Raw genomic sequence first — 14,061 nt, forward strand, 5'->3', positions numbered from 1 at the left:
GCAAGCGATCTCGTATCCGACGCTCGTCATTGCCTTGCCTGACCAACAGGCGCAAGTCAAAGTGCAAATGCGCTAATGAAAAAAGCCGACAAATCGAGTGCCATTGGCGCTTTTCTGTCGGCTTTTTTCTATGGAGTCTGACCACTTAGGCTTGGACGCGAATCAAGGCTTGACCTCGATGTTGAAGCGCTCGGATACTCCATACGACTCGTGGTTGTTGTGGGCCAATTCGACCGTAATCTCGTGCTTGCCACTCGGGATGTCTTTCAAGACATAGCTTGCTTCAAACACTTTTGCGATTTTTTTCCCATCCAGGTACAGATGGACATGGCCTTCTCCCTGCTTGTTTTCTTTTCCCATGTTCTCCAGAGAAAAGGTAAAGTTGGTGACAGCCAGCTTGAGTTCCAGGTCATCTTGCGTGAGCGTATGCGTAACCTGGAGCGTAGGCGCAGCCTGGTGAGCCTGCGGCTGTTCTACCATGACATTCGTCTGTGCATCGTTTTTCGCATAGACGAACCACTCGACGAGCGCCGCGATGGCAATCAGCAGGAACAAGCGGAAAATCAATCGTTTGGTTTTCACCGAAAACGGCTCCTTTCCAAATTCAGTCATCCCACATTGTGCCCTGAAACAGGCCATTTATTCGCCGCGCTCTGAACCCGGTGCTCTTGAGGGGATTGACCGCAGCGATTAATGTTGCGGCTGGCTTCCGTATCCTTGTGTTTGTTGCTGCAAAGACAGCGGGACATTTGAGACGGATTGATGGACAGACAAACCCGCCTGCCTGCAAATGTTGGCGATTTGCTGCATTTGTTGAATGGCGATGTCATGTCCTTGAAGTGCTGTCTGAATCATATGTGCCGCTTGATGCTCTCTTTGCGCAATTTGTTCGAGCGCCATTGCATTTTTTTGTTCTTGCTGCAAAAGCTGTTGATACTGGGCTGATGCTTGTTGTGTCTGCTGGATCAGTTGCGCAATGAGCTGCTCGCATTTGGCCAATTGTTGTGCGATTTGATTATTGTTTGCAAAGGGATTCATTGGAAGCCTCCATTCCACTGCTTTTGTTTATGGACAAACTTATCATGTTTTCCCTGGTCGATGTTTATTCTCCAAAATTGGCTTGATCCGGTACATAATCACTTTCCCCTTCGTGAAAAGGAAAGATGCGATGTTGACCTTGCCCGTTATCGTGGATGTTTAACAAAAAAAGAGAGCTTTTCGCTCTCTTTTGCGTTCTTAGTCGTCTTCCCGCTGGCTGTTTGCTTAAAAAATCGTCTTGCGGCCTTGTTCTTCCTTCAAAATCTCCACGGCTTCACGGAAGCGCAAGGAGTGGACGATTTCTCTTTCGCGCAAAAATTTCAGACTGTCCTGCAAATCCACATCGTCTGTCATGTCGATCAGCCATTGGTACGTGGCCCGCGCTTTTTCCTCTGCGGCGATATCTTCATACAGGTCGGCGATCGGATCGCCCTTGGCCGCGATGTAGGTTGCCGTCCACGGCACGCCTGCCGCATTGTTGTAAAACAGCGCTCTGTCGTGGTTGGCGTAATGGGCGCCAAGCCCGGCTTCTTCCAACTGCTCGACAGTCGCGTCTTTGGTCAGCTTATACACCATCGTCGCAATCATTTCCAGGTGGGCAAACTCTTCCGTGGCAATGTCTGTCAAGAGACCGATTACTTTGTTCGGGATCGTGTAGCGCTGGTTCATGTAGCGCAGCGCTGCTGCCAGCTCTCCGTCTGCCCCGCCGTACTGCTCGGTCAAATATTTTGCCATTTTCACGTCGCACTTGCTGACGCGAACCGGATATTGCAGCTTTTTCTCATAAATCCACATCGGTTATTTTCCCCTCATTTCTACACTTGCCATGGCCAAGGCTCGTCATTCCACTGCCACGGATATCCGGAATAGCTGCGTCCGAACCCTTGCAAGGGGCCGTACAACTTTTCATACTCATTCGCCAGCGCCCAGCGCTTTTCCGTGAGCTGGTTGAACTGCTCTATCGCGTTCATATCGGTAGGATGCGTATCGAGATACAGATTCAGCTCGACCAGGACGAAATCGATCTCTTGCAGCCTTTGCAACAGAGCGTAGTATTCTTTTCCTCGTTGTTCAGGTGCCATGGGAACCCCCTCCCCCTCTTCCTAAGTGATCCATCCTCGGGTCGTACGGGCTGTACAGAGACGGCCACAATACACCCGTGCGCAAAGCTTCGGCTGGAGAATTTTGGGGCAAATCAGGGGGCTGGAATGTGATAAACAATTGTGGCGGCACCGAGTATGTTTTCACCCGAATCGGCGGGCAAGGATCGTATGGACTTACGTAGGGAAACCAGTTACGTGTTTGCGGGTACAAGCAGGATGCCCTCCTCCATGTGATTTTTCCGGTTTGTCATGAATACGATATGCCACCTACCCAGAAGGCGTGATAAATGTCCCGGAATGCAAAAAAACAGGAGCCTGTTGTCAGCTCCTGTTTTTGCTCGTCATGCGATCAGCTTTGTGGTCATGCCTGCAAAAGCCCTGCCGCTTTTACGCGAATCAACAAGGCATTCCCCGGCAAATACGCCAACGGGATGTCTTCCATATGAACGATTTCCAATGACTGCGGATCAGCTCCTGCGGCAATTGCCTCGCGAATCGCTCCGGCTTTTGCATCCGCCAGTGCTGCTTCTCTCGTCTGCTCGTCCAGCGCGTATATTTTTTCGATTTGCCCGCTGACTTGACCGAGCGCCGCTCCGATCGCATTCGCTGCGCCAAAATGTTTCGGCCTGATCACTTCCGAGACGCCTTTCATCTGATCAGGCAGCAAGACGCTGCCGCCGCCGACGAGAATGACAGGGACCGGAGTCGGGCTCGTCTTCATCCGATCAATCGCATCCTCCACGGCTGCGACCAATTGAGCGTCTACCTGCTGGCAAAAAGCCCGGTCGATGCCTGCTACTTTCGCCCCCGGCCAGTCCAAGCGGCCCATGACGACTGCTACATCTGTCGCGGTCATCGTATCCCCGCCGACGATCAATGCCCGATTGCGCAACTGGTAGCCTACGCTGTCCGGACCAAGCTTGATTTCCTCGCCGGATCGGCGAACAATCGTGCCGCCTCCGATTGCGACGGAGAGAATGTCCGGCATGCGGAAATTGGTACGAATCCCCCCGATGTCGACGGCAAGCGAAGACTGACGTGGGAAACCGTTGATCAGAACGCCGATATCCGTCGTAGTTCCGCCGACATCGACGACCAGCCCGTCTTTTCGCCCGGACAGATGAGCCGCGCCGCGGATCGAGTTCGTCGGACCGCAAGCGATCGTCAAAATCGGGTAGCGAATCGCATACACGAGCGACATCAATGTCCCGTCATTTTGTCCGAAAAAGATTCCCGCATGTTCAATCCCGTTTTTGCCGAGCGCCTCGCGGAAACCTTCTGCCACCATTTTTGCCGTCTGGATGAGGGCTGCGTTCAAGATCGTCGCATTTTCCCGTTCCAACAGGCCGATGCTGCCGATCTCATGCGACACGGAGATCGAGATAGATTCGCCCAGCTCTTCGCGGACGATGTGCGCCACCCGCTTTTCCTGATCCGCATTGGCCGGAGAAAAGACGCCGGAAATCGCAATCGTCTCCACGTCGCCTTTCATCGAGCGGCAGGCGCTGCGGATTTCTTCCTCGTCCAAAGGAACGATTGTCCGACCGTCGTATTCGTATCCGCCAGACACCATATGCCAGTTCTCGCCTACGGCGGCCCGCAAGTCTTCCGGCCAGCCCATCATCGGCCGAACGGCTGTCGTGGCTGGCTTTCCGATGCGGATGGTGCCCACGCGGTTTAAGCGCTTGCGTTCTACAATCGCATTGGTGCAATGCGTCGTTCCGAGCATGGCGTACCGAACATGCTGCGGATTGACTCCGCTTTCGGCCACAACGCGGCGCAGCGCTTCGTAAATACCCGAGCTGACATCTGCTGTGGTCGGCGATTTCACCTCGTGGACGACTTGCAGCTGTTCATCCAGCAGCACCGCGTCTGTATTCGTCCCGCCTACGTCAATTCCAATCCGGTAGCTCATGCCTTTTCCCCTCTCTTTGCAACCAGTTGTTCCACAGGCACATAGTCAAAATCGTACCCGAAGTAGCGCGGCCCCACTGTCTCGATGCCTTTGGCCGTCCGCCATTTGGCATGGCACGGGAATGCCACAATCGAGACGCGCGCGCCGTATTTCAAGCCTTCTGTCGTGATCGGCATGCCTGTCTCTTTGTCCAGGACAGCGAGCAAGTCAGGCGTGGTCGCAAGCGGTTGACCGTTTTCCAGCGCGACGAGGTGCTCGTTTTGAAAGCCGAGAATCATTTGGCGTCCGCGATCGTGGTCGATCCCGTCAAAAGTCGCCTGGCCTTTTGTAAAGCCGCTGTCTGTCCGGCGGCTAATGTCGACGGTTTTGCCCGCAAACAATTCAAATCCGCCAAGCTTGTCCAGAAGCATACGCACCGGGCTCGTCTCCTGGCTGCGCGCGGTGCGCAACAGGGCGCCGATCTCCTGCGCCAAGGTCAGCGTGCCTGGAATGGCGCTTTGTTTCACCTGTTTGCCCGACAGCGGATAGTCGCACATCGCCGCAGAGCCGCCCATCTGGATGGTCACGCTGCGCGCGAACCTCTCCGACATGACGCCGTCTACCGGATACATCACGATCCCGTTGCCGCGCTCATCTGTCATCGCGGTTGGAGCCGGAGCCAGTCCGTCCAGGTAAAAGGTGACCATTTGCGCCTCCGGAAAAGCTCTGCCCATCGCATCTGCATCGAGGACGGGGATGCCTTTTTCCGCCGCAACGACCAGCGGAATGATCGAGTTGACCCCGCCGACCTCAATCGGCATCGTTACCGCCACCTTTTTCCCCAACGCTTGCTCGATAAATTCGAGGGCTTGCGTCACCATGCCTTCCGCCGGAATTTTCTCCACCATGACCGTAGGTGCCCCGATCATGCTGGAAGGCACGACGAGCGCGTCGTCGTCCAGCTCATCTACCGTCATGAGCGGAATCGGGCCGTACTTTTCAATCGCCTGCAACGCCATCATTTTGCCGATGTACGGATCGCCGCCCCCTCCTGTTCCCAAAACGGCTGCGCCTGCTGCAATGTCCTCGATCGCTTGTGCGTCAATGTATCTCATGCGTATCTTCCTTTCTGCGTGTACGTGTGCATTATCCTTTTGTGGCTGCTTCCTCGGCTTGTTGCTTCCTGCGGCTGGCTACTCCAAAAGCAACCTGGAACAACACGCCGCACAAAAAGCCGTCGAGCGCCGGAACCGTCGTCAAATGAAACAACCCCAAGCCATCGGGAGCCGCCGTTGTGCAGTAAGCGATGAACGAAGCGAGCAGCCACGACACCAGCGAGCGGGCAATCAACATGCGATGCGCTTTGTCAAAAGCAAAAGCCGCACGGTTGACGAAGTAATATTCGGCGATGCAAATTCCCCCGACGGGCGCAATCAGCATCGTGATGAACGACAGGAACGTAATAAACCGATCGTAAATGCCCATGTAGGCAAGAGCCGTGGCAAACAGGCCGGCAATCAGCGTAATCCATACCTTGGGCGTTTTGCTGAAGACGACGGAAAAGCCGAGCGATGAGGAATACAGGTTGCTCGTATTCGTCGTCCACTGCGCGAGCGTGATGACCAAAATCGCGGGGATGCCCAACCCGAGCGCCAAAAAGATCGTCGTCAGGTCGCTCGTGCCCATCGCTTTCGACAAAATGATCGCCACGACGATCATGAAGCTGTTGCCGACAAAAAAACCGACGAACGAGGCGAGCATCGCATCTTTTCGCGTCCGCGCCCATCTGGCAACGTCAGGCGTGATAATCGTCCCGACGACGAAGATGCCGATTACGAGCGAGACAGCCATCCCGAAGGACAGCGGCTCTCCGGACAACCCAGTCTGCGCCATTTGCGAAAACGGATGATTTTGAATAGTCAAAACAATAGAAGTAACAATTAAGATGACCATTAGCGGAACAGCCCAGGAGCTGAGCTTTTCCAATGCTCGATAGCCGTATATGGCGGTAGACATCATGAGCAGTCCGCCAATGACCGAGAGAACTGCCTGGTCCATTTCAATGCCCAAAACGGAAGAAAGCGCTGTCTGGGCATTTTGGGCAAAAAATCCGGCCTGTACGCCAAACCAGCCCAGCAAGGAAATGCCGATGATGGCGGAAATCAGGCGCGCCCCGTACTCCCCGAAGGCGTAGCGGGTAATCATCGCAGTCGACAAGCCAGTGGCTGCGCCCATGTAAGCACATACGGCCCCCATGATCCCCAAAAGCAAGGAGCCGAGCATAACCGCCCAGATGGCGTCCCAAAAATTCATTCCAGAGCCAAGCTGCGCGCCGAGCAGCATTGATGAGATATCAATGCCGATGGCGATCCAGACGAGGCTGAGCGGAACCCACCCTTTTCGCAAGGCGAGTGGGACCGGCTCGCGTTCGTAGTCGTTTTTCTTGTTGTTCGCCTCTTCCATGTCATCTAACCCCCAGGTTCGGTATCTGTCTTTTTATGATCCGGCGATTCCACTCCAGAACAGCTTCCAGATGTTTTGCAGCTTGTGCTCAAACTTCGACTCGTCATAGTAGAGCAATTGCAAAAACAGTCCATCCATCAGGCACAAAAAGCCGTCCAACAGATCGTCAAGCGGACGGTCTGCGATTGCGCCCGCCGCGATTCCTTCCGCAAGCAAAGCGCGGATTTCCTGCGTCAGCATCTCCTCTGTCGCGCCGAAGCGTTCTTTCAGCTTGTCCTCAAGCGACGCAGGCGGAAACATCATCGCGCGTTTGTAAAAAATCGTCTCTTCTTCCTGGCTGACGTGATACGTAAAGGCGCCGCGCAAAATCTGGTACAGCCGCTCTTCCACGGTGCCGTCCTGCGCTTGTTCAATCGCGCTTTTGACCGAGTGGTAATGGTTGGACAAAACATCTTCGAAAATCGATAAAAACAAGTCTTCCTTGCTGCCAAAAAACGCGTACACGGCCGGAGTTGTCACCCCGACTTCTTTTGTAATGGCCGACAGCGGCGTCCCTTCATACCCGCCCTTGGCAAACTGGGTCAGGGCAACTGCCTTGATTTTGTCTCTCGTCGTCATGGATACCCCCCTTTTGTTTGTGTGACACTTTTACTTAATGATCGTTAATTAAGTTAATCTTATAGCGAATCGTCTGACAAGTCAATCCTTTTTCTCGGTGAAAAAACAAAGCCTTTGCTCGCGGCGAAACCGATGAGCAAAGGCTTTTGGAAGCTTGTTACAGTTGAGGTAATACTTCGTTTACAACAGGGACGTTCCGCTCTTTGCGGACGATGTTGGCCAAGTAGCCCGCCATCTGTTTCGGACTGTTCGTGAAGGCATCGCGCGTACTGCCCGCCATGTGCGGTGTAATGGTCACATTGTCGAGATGCAACAACGGATCATCCGCTGCCAGCGGCTCATTGTCAAACACGTCCAAAGCGGCTCCGGCAATCCGGCCTGCTTGCAGGTATGCCACCAATGCTTTTTCATCAATCAGCCCGGAGCGCGCCGTATTGATCAGAACTGCGTTCGGCTTCATTTGCGCAAGCTCGTGCTCCCCGATAAAATGCTGAGTCTTTTCTGTCAGCCGCAAATGCAAGGAAACGATATCGGCTTGCTGCAACAGTTCGTCGAGCGCCACTTTGCGATACGGAGCCGGCACTTGCTCGATGTACTCATCGTACACGAGAATCTCGCAGCCCATGGCGGTGAGAAATCCGGCGATCAACTGACCGACATTGCCGTATCCGATCAGGCCGACTTTTTTTGCAAACAGCTCGGGAATCGCTTCGCTGTTCGGAAAAGACTTTCGCCATTCCGCTTGCTTGAGCGCAGCGTGGGAACGGGCGATGTTGCGCACCTCGGAAAGAATCAGGCCAAGCGTAAACTCCGCTACGGCGCGGGCATTTCGGCCTGGCGTATTCAGGACGCTAACGCCGCGCTCTTTGGCAGCCTCAATCGCGACGTTCTCGGTGCCGCCGCGCAAAATTCCGATGACTTTCAGCTTGCTTGCCGCCGCGATCACTTTCGCAGAGACGGGGGCAAATTGAACGACAAGCACGTCATATTGCTCGATTCCGGCAAAGACGCTGTCTGGCATGGTCACCGCTTCCGGCCCGTGCAGCTCCACCGCCAGATTGTCTTTTTGCAATTCTTCCAGCGAGTTGTGCTGCCATTCCCGCACCTCTACCTGAAAACCGAGCTTTTCCAACTCTTGCAGTCCTTCTCCCATCTCGCGGGAAGGAATAAACCGATCGGCAATCGCCAAAACTTTCATCTCTCTCACTCCTATATCTCTTACGCTCTGCCCAGAGAACCTAGCATGCGAATTTTGTGTTCTACCGTTTGCTCCAGCTCCTGCTTGATCGGAAGGAACATCTCTTCCGGCAACGGGTCGATTCTGGTCATTTCAGCGGCAGCCCGCTTCACGCCTTTTGCCATCGCAATCCGGCAATCGGCGTACAAGTTTACTTTGCTGATCCCGTGTTTGACCACTGCTTGCACTTGGGCATCCGGCGTTCCCGAACCGCCGTGCAGGACGAGCGGAACCGGGCTTGCTTGGTTGATTTCCTGCATTCTTTCCACGTTCAGGTTCGGCTCTGCCGTGTAGACACCGTGCGCCGTCCCGATGGAGACAGCCAAGGCATCGACACCTGTTCGCTCGACAAACTCAGCCACCTGATACGGCTCTGTCAGTTTCGACTCTGTGCCGTACGCGCCGCCCAGCTCGTTTCCGCCCACATGTCCCAGCTCAGCCTCTACACTGATTCCGTGCGGGCGAGCCAAGTCTGTCACTTGCCTGGTCAGCGCGACATTGTCGGCAAACGGCAGACTCGACCCATCGATCATCACCGAAGTAAAGCCGTAGCGGATCGCTTCCTGGACGAGATCGACGTCCATCGCGTGATCCAGGTGCAAAACGATCGGGATGTTGTAAAAAGGGGCGACTGCCTTGATGTATTCCGCCAGGTAGACGAACCCTTTCGGCTCTCGCAGGTTGTGCTCCAGGCACATCAGGATGACGGGCGATTGCAGCCGCTCCGCCGTATCGAGAATGGTACGCACCATAATATCGCCTACGCAGTCAAAAGCCGGAACGGCGTATTGATTTTTTCGTGCATCGTTTGCTACTTCACGCAGTGTGGTCAACATCTTGCTTCCTCCTATCCTCTCTCGTGCTTCTATCTCATCAACATGCCGCCAGTGGCGTCCATCGTGGCTCCGGTGATGTAGTTCGCTTTCTCGGAGACGAGGAAAGCGGCGATATCCGCGATTTCTTCCGGTTTGGCCACCCGTCCCAGCGGAATCCGGCTGACGTAGTAGTCTTTTTTCTGTTCCAGATCGGCCTTGATCATATCCGTCTCCACAATGCCGAGCGCGAGCGCATTGACATTGATTCCTTGCTTCGCCACCTCGCGGGCAAGCGAAATCGTGAACGCAACCACTCCTGCTTTGCTGGCGGCGTAGTGCGCATGACCTGTCGTCGAGCCGTGGAAAGCAGCCTGCGAAGTCACATTCAAAATTTTTCCTCGGCGGTTTTCAGCGAGCAAATGATTGACGAAGCTTTGGCAGGTGAGAAACACCGACGTCAAATTGACATCCATCGTGTGATTCCATTCTTCCAGGGAAATGTCGGTCACCCAGTTTTTCGGCCATACGCCTGCATTGTTGATCAAAATATCCACGCTGCCAAATGCGGCGGTCGCTTCAGTCATCAGTCGGTCGCAGTCTGCCTTTTGGCCGAGATCGGCCTGGATGGCGATGCACTCGCCGCCTTGTTCCCGGATCAGTTCGACTACTTCATTTGCACTGTCTGCGCTGCGGTTGTAATTGATGATGACTTTTGCGCCCTCTTCCGCCAACGCCAAGGCAATCGCCCGGCCTACGCCCCTTGAGGCTCCGGTAATAATCGCGCTTTTTCCTTTGATGCCAAAATCCATGTCTGCTCCATCCTTCACGAAAGTTTTTTCCACAACGGCTGCAATGCTTCCAGCACTTCCAAATACGCCTGGTACTTTTGCTCGTAGATGTCTCTATGTTGTTCTTGTGGCGTGTACGTTTTGCTGACTTTCACCATCGACTCTGCCGCTTGCGAGAACGAATCGAAGTGCTTCGTTGCCACCCCGGCGCAGATGGAAGCGCCAAGCGTTCCCTGCTCTGTGCCTTCGACCACCTCGACAGGCAGCTGCAAAACGTCAGCGAACATTTGCATCCACTCTTCCGACCTCGTGGCCCCTCCCGCCAGGCGCACCGCCTTTGGCCGGGAGCGGTGGACGAGCAGCTTGTCGATATGCTGGCGGTGACCGAACACGACTCCTTCGTACAAGGCTCTGACCATATGCGCTTTGGTGTGCCAGCCATTCAGGCCGATAAAGCACGCTTTGGCGTTGGCGTCCACGTTGGAGCCGAACAAAAACGGAAAGAAGACGATGTGGGAATCTTCCGGCTTCGTGCTTGCTACCATCTGGTTGCACAGCTCATACACGGTAATGCCCTGCTTGAGCGCCGCGTCGTGTTCCTGGCTGAAAAATTCGTTGGTGAACCACTCCAGATTGCTCGCCGAAGTCGGACTGCCCTCCAGCGTCAGCCAATAGCCGGGGATGCAATAGATGGACGTCATGAACAACGCTTTGTCGACGACTGGCTCTTTCGTGATGTATTCGTTGATGCTCCATGTGCCAGCTACGACGCACAATTTATCCTCATCGGTGACGCCAGAGGCAATCGCCGACGCATCGATGTCGAACAATCCCCCCGCTACAGGTGTCCCTACCGCCAGCCCGGTTTCTTTCGCCGCCTGCTCCGTCACATAGCCGCAAATGTCAGCGGAGTATTTGACGGGCGGCAGCTTTTCCGCGATGCCTTGCAAACCAAATTCGGCGAGCAGTTCATCGTCGTAGGATACATCCTTGATGTTGAACAGGTTGGTGCCGGAGATGTCCGTCACCTCTGCATACGCTTCGCCTGTCAGCCGATAGCGGATAAAGTCTTTGCACATCAAAATCCAGCGTGCCCTTTCCAGCGCTTCGCGTCTGTTCGCTTGCAGCCAACCCAAGAGCGCCACAGGCTGGCCTGTCCAGATCGATTGCATCGTCTTCGGCAGGACGCGTTCCGCCGTTCCGTCCTGATACCACTGCTCGACAAGGTGCTTGGCGCGGGTATCCGTCGAGACGATGCCGTTGCCAACCGGCTTTCCTGCTGCGTCGACGAGGTACAGTCCGTTGCCGTGTCCCGTGACAGCCACGCCCGCCACTTCTTTAGGATCGATGCCCGACTTTGCCAGCACCTCTTTTATGACGGACACATTCGCTTTCCACAGTTCTTCCATGTCTCTCTCGGTATGGCCAGGCTGTGGCATGATCATGACGGTCTTTCTGCTGGAAACCGCCAGCTCCCGTCCGTCCACCGTGTAGACAGCTGCTTTCGTGACTGTTCCTCCGTTGTCAATCCCAATCAAAAATGGTGCCACGTTCTCTCCCCCTTACTGGTTTCATGCAAAAATTGAAGCTAGTTTGATGAGAATCCAGCCGAGCGGAGTCGTTGCTCCCCCGACCAGGTTGGCCAACTCGGTTGTGGCGCTGACACCCTCAGGCAGCGAAACATGGACGAGATTCGCAGCGGTTGTGTACAGCGGCGCAATGCTTGTTCCCGCGTACAGCACGAACGCGACCATGACCAGCCCTGAGACGAACAGACGAACGAGATTCTTTTTCAAATACGGTGCCGCCATCGGGATCAAGAACACGAGCGAAGCCAGATCGACAAAAGGCAGCACTTTGTTGCCAGGCAACAAAATCGCGAGGACCAGCGCCCCGGGAATGAGCAGCAGCCCAGTAGCCAGCACAGCCGGATTGCCGATCAAGAGAGCCGTATCCAAGCCGATGTAAAACTCGCGGTCCGGGAAACGCTGTTTCAAAAACTGTTCCGCCGCCTGCCGCACGATCTCCAGCCCTTCGACCAGCACGTTGATCATCGCAGGCAAGAGAACCATCACCGCCGCTACTTGAATGCCGAGTGTCAAAATTTCCGCAATTCCGAACCCGGCAAGGATGCCGAGCAACACCCCGAGAATCGTACCAAGCGTGAGCGGTTCGCCCATCACGCCGTATTTTTTGGTGATTTCCTCCGGATCGGCCTTGATGTCCCGCAAACCGGGAATTTTCTCGATGATCCAGTTCACCGCGATGCCGATGGGCACGTAAATCGCCGATGTGGCATGAGCAAAGGAGACGCCTTTCAAGTCGAACTCTTTCTGGATTTTCGGCGCCGTAATGTCCGCAATCACAATCGCGATCAGGAAGTGAATGAGTGCAGCGATCGTGCCAACTGCGATGCTGTTAGTTGCCGCATACACGACACCGCCTGTCAGCATGAAATGCCAATAGTTGAAAATGTCGATGTTGACTGTCTTTGTCCATTTCAACATTAGCAACAAAATATTCAAGAGAACAGCACTGAAAACAACGATCGGGACAATCGGCGTCCCCCAGCCAATTGTCGCACCGACAGGCCAGCCCGGGTCAACGACCGTCAGCGACAGGCCAAAGCGACTTACCATCGCTTCTGCTGCCGGGCCCAGCGTTCCCAATAACAGGCCGATTACGAGGTTGATGCCGACAAACCCGATCCCTACCAGCATCGCTGCCTTGAAGCCTTGCCCGACTTTCACCCGAAAGATCATCGCCAAAATAAAGAAAATAATCGGCATCATAACAGATGGGCCCAACTGGATCAAAAACTGAATGACCGCCATTCGGTTGCCTCCTTTGATTTGTTTTTCGCTTTGCCCTTGCACGCTCGTTCGCTGCACCACCCCCTTTCCAAAACAAAAAACCCTACACAGAGTTAGCGCCTTTTCGCACTAACTCTCTGTAGGGTTTCGCATCTACACATAACCCGTTAACGTATTTTGTTGTCGCGTATGTTCCAAAGTTCACGCTTGCTTGTTGTCACACCGTTGATTCCGGCTGCGAACAGCTCGTGAACGACTTCTGCCGAATCGATAAAGCCACCTGCGAGAATCGGGACATTTTTCACGGCGCGGAACTGGTTCACAAACTGCTTGGCAAAAGGACCCGGGAGAATCTCAATCGCATCGAGTTCGCTCATTTCAAGACCCTTCAAGCCGTTTTCCAGCGAGCGCGAGTCGAGCAAAAAGAAGCGATGAATCCCGATCAGGCCGACATCTTTTGCCCGATTGACGATCTTGGCATTCGGGGAGATGAGTCCGTCCACCTGAAACAAATCTTTGAGCAGCTTGATGCCGATTTGGTCTTTGTTCAACCCGCCGATCAAGTCTACGTGCACAATCACTTTTTTCCGCGCTTCGTGGCACTTTTGCGTCAAGCTCTTCAGATTGCCGATATGGACATCCGAGAGCAGGATGATGGGCGCCTCACTCTGCAATGCAAACTGAAAATGGCGCAGGTCCCTGACAGAAGGAATTGTGACGTGATTAGAAAAAAATGCATTCGCCATCTGGGAGGCCCTCTTTTGACATTTCGTTGTTGATTGTTAATTAAAGCGCTTTCGCCATTATTTAATAACAGAATTTTTGGTTTGTCAACCGTCTGTAATAAAAATCTTCCCACTTTTCTGCCCACAACCTTCGCCCCGTAAAAATCGAGGCCAACCCGAAATCACAGGTTGGCCCAAAGCGCACGGCAAACGCCCTCGTCGAAGTTTTTGCCGCTGAAAAGAAGCCGCCTGCCAGCCCAGCTACTTGCGACTGTCCAGAAGGCGCGAAGGCATGAAAAACATTTTCTCCACATCGTCCGCTGACAGGGGGCAGGCGAAGTAGTAGCCCTGGATTTTTTGCAGTCATTCTCCGTCAAAATGTCCAGTTGGTCTTTCGTCTCGATCCCTTCCGCAATGACGTCGAGCTTGAGGTTTTGCGCCATGGCGATGATCGTGGACACGATTGCCCGGTCGTTTTGGCTTTGCGAAATATCGGTAATGAACGAGCGGTCATTTTCTTCCGTGATGTCTTTGATGATGATGTGCGTCCCCATCAATTCTCCCGCG

15 protein-coding genes and 1 pseudogene are annotated in these 14,061 nt (G+C 54.2%); all 16 read right to left on the reverse strand.

The genetic code is table 11. The features are described 5' to 3' along the window. Window positions 1-162 precede the first annotated feature (162 nt). Window positions 163-582, reverse strand: a complete 420-nt coding sequence (locus AC3WJN_RS16505) for a hypothetical protein (RefSeq protein ID WP_007785265.1) — start codon at window positions 580-582, stop codon at window positions 163-165. 108 nt (window positions 583-690) lie between these two features. Beyond that, window positions 691-1,038, reverse strand: coding sequence for a hypothetical protein (locus AC3WJN_RS16510; protein WP_007785263.1), 348 nt, complete (start codon window positions 1,036-1,038; stop codon window positions 691-693). A gap of 225 nt (window positions 1,039-1,263) precedes the next feature. Continuing rightward, entirely contained in the window at window positions 1,264-1,833 is a 570-nt protein-coding gene (locus AC3WJN_RS16515; protein ID WP_005827166.1) for a manganese catalase family protein, read from the reverse strand. A 20-nt stretch (window positions 1,834-1,853) separates the two neighbouring features. Next, window positions 1,854-2,120: a spore coat protein CotJB gene (locus AC3WJN_RS16520; protein ID WP_007785261.1), complete on the reverse strand. Its 267-nt coding sequence runs from the start codon at window positions 2,118-2,120 to the stop codon at window positions 1,854-1,856. Further along, window positions 2,110-2,352 carry a spore coat associated protein CotJA gene (locus AC3WJN_RS16525; protein ID WP_007785259.1) on the reverse strand — a complete coding sequence of 81 codons (243 nt, stop codon included), beginning with the start codon at window positions 2,350-2,352 and terminating at the stop codon, window positions 2,110-2,112. The genes AC3WJN_RS16520 and AC3WJN_RS16525 overlap by 11 nt, the downstream gene beginning before the upstream one ends. 150 nt (window positions 2,353-2,502) lie before the next feature. After that, window positions 2,503-4,056 carry a hydantoinase/oxoprolinase N-terminal domain-containing protein gene (locus AC3WJN_RS16530; protein ID WP_007785257.1) on the reverse strand — a complete coding sequence of 518 codons (1,554 nt, stop codon included), beginning with the start codon at window positions 4,054-4,056 and terminating at the stop codon, window positions 2,503-2,505. Continuing rightward, complete coding sequence (locus tag AC3WJN_RS16535; RefSeq protein ID WP_007785255.1) at window positions 4,053-5,150, reverse strand: S-methyl thiohydantoin desulfurase family protein; 1,098 nt, start codon at window positions 5,148-5,150, stop codon at window positions 4,053-4,055. Before AC3WJN_RS16535 ends, AC3WJN_RS16530 begins: the two co-directional genes overlap by 4 nt. Before the next feature lie 31 nt (window positions 5,151-5,181). Then, window positions 5,182-6,498, reverse strand: a complete 1,317-nt coding sequence (locus AC3WJN_RS16540) for a cytosine permease (protein WP_007785252.1) — start codon at window positions 6,496-6,498, stop codon at window positions 5,182-5,184. 33 nt (window positions 6,499-6,531) lie between these two features. Continuing rightward, window positions 6,532-7,116, reverse strand: a complete 585-nt coding sequence (locus AC3WJN_RS16545; protein ID WP_173595748.1) for a TetR/AcrR family transcriptional regulator — start codon at window positions 7,114-7,116, stop codon at window positions 6,532-6,534. Between the two features lie 157 nt (window positions 7,117-7,273). Next, entirely contained in the window at window positions 7,274-8,314 is a 1,041-nt protein-coding gene (locus AC3WJN_RS16550; RefSeq protein WP_007785246.1) for a 2-hydroxyacid dehydrogenase, read from the reverse strand. A 20-nt stretch (window positions 8,315-8,334) separates the two neighbouring features. Continuing rightward, window positions 8,335-9,189: a class II fructose-bisphosphate aldolase gene (locus tag AC3WJN_RS16555; RefSeq protein ID WP_007785244.1), complete on the reverse strand. Its 855-nt coding sequence runs from the start codon at window positions 9,187-9,189 to the stop codon at window positions 8,335-8,337. A gap of 29 nt (window positions 9,190-9,218) precedes the next feature. Further along, window positions 9,219-9,977: an SDR family NAD(P)-dependent oxidoreductase gene (locus AC3WJN_RS16560; RefSeq protein WP_007785242.1), complete on the reverse strand. Its 759-nt coding sequence runs from the start codon at window positions 9,975-9,977 to the stop codon at window positions 9,219-9,221. Between the two features lie 14 nt (window positions 9,978-9,991). Further along, window positions 9,992-11,506, reverse strand: coding sequence for an FGGY-family carbohydrate kinase (locus tag AC3WJN_RS16565; RefSeq protein WP_007785239.1), 1,515 nt, complete (start codon window positions 11,504-11,506; stop codon window positions 9,992-9,994). A gap of 21 nt (window positions 11,507-11,527) precedes the next feature. Next, the gene (locus tag AC3WJN_RS16570) at window positions 11,528-12,790 is read right to left on the reverse strand and encodes a PTS galactitol transporter subunit IIC (protein ID WP_007785236.1); all 1,263 of its coding nucleotides are present in this window, start codon (window positions 12,788-12,790) and stop codon (window positions 11,528-11,530) included. Window positions 12,791-12,936: 146 nt separating this feature from the next. Continuing rightward, on the reverse strand, window positions 12,937-13,515 hold the full coding sequence (locus tag AC3WJN_RS16575) for a glycerol-3-phosphate responsive antiterminator (RefSeq protein ID WP_007785234.1): 579 nt from the start codon (window positions 13,513-13,515) through the stop codon (window positions 12,937-12,939). A 240-nt stretch (window positions 13,516-13,755) separates the two neighbouring features. Continuing rightward, window positions 13,756-14,006, reverse strand: a pseudogene (locus tag AC3WJN_RS16580) (EAL domain-containing protein); the annotation flags it as partial. Between the last annotated feature and the right edge of the window lie 55 nt (window positions 14,007-14,061).

Source organism: Brevibacillus sp. FW306-2-1A-C05A, assembly GCF_058781555.1.

Bases quoted from the DNA above. Each gene is read 5' to 3' on its own strand.
- AC3WJN_RS16510 (WP_007785263.1), bottom strand. From the start codon at position 1,038: ATGAATCCCTTTGCAAACAATAATCAAATCGCACAACAATTGGCCAAA.
- AC3WJN_RS16515 (WP_005827166.1), bottom strand. From the start codon at position 1,833: ATGTGGATTTATGAGAAAAAGCTGCAATATCCGGTTCGCGTCAGCAAG.
- AC3WJN_RS16520 (WP_007785261.1), bottom strand. From the start codon at position 2,120: ATGGCACCTGAACAACGAGGAAAAGAATACTACGCTCTGTTGCAAAGG.
- AC3WJN_RS16530 (WP_007785257.1), bottom strand. From the start codon at position 4,056: ATGAGCTACCGGATTGGAATTGACGTAGGCGGGACGAATACAGACGCG.
- AC3WJN_RS16535 (WP_007785255.1), bottom strand. From the start codon at position 5,150: ATGAGATACATTGACGCACAAGCGATCGAGGACATTGCAGCAGGCGCA.
- AC3WJN_RS16540 (WP_007785252.1), bottom strand. From the start codon at position 6,498: ATGGAAGAGGCGAACAACAAGAAAAACGACTACGAACGCGAGCCGGTC.
- AC3WJN_RS16545 (WP_173595748.1), bottom strand. From the start codon at position 7,116: ATGACGACGAGAGACAAAATCAAGGCAGTTGCCCTGACCCAGTTTGCC.
- AC3WJN_RS16550 (WP_007785246.1), bottom strand. From the start codon at position 8,314: ATGAAAGTTTTGGCGATTGCCGATCGGTTTATTCCTTCCCGCGAGATG.
- AC3WJN_RS16555 (WP_007785244.1), bottom strand. From the start codon at position 9,189: ATGTTGACCACACTGCGTGAAGTAGCAAACGATGCACGAAAAAATCAA.
- AC3WJN_RS16560 (WP_007785242.1), bottom strand. From the start codon at position 9,977: ATGGATTTTGGCATCAAAGGAAAAAGCGCGATTATTACCGGAGCCTCA.
- AC3WJN_RS16570 (WP_007785236.1), bottom strand. From the start codon at position 12,790: ATGGCGGTCATTCAGTTTTTGATCCAGTTGGGCCCATCTGTTATGATG.
- AC3WJN_RS16575 (WP_007785234.1), bottom strand. From the start codon at position 13,515: ATGGCGAATGCATTTTTTTCTAATCACGTCACAATTCCTTCTGTCAGG.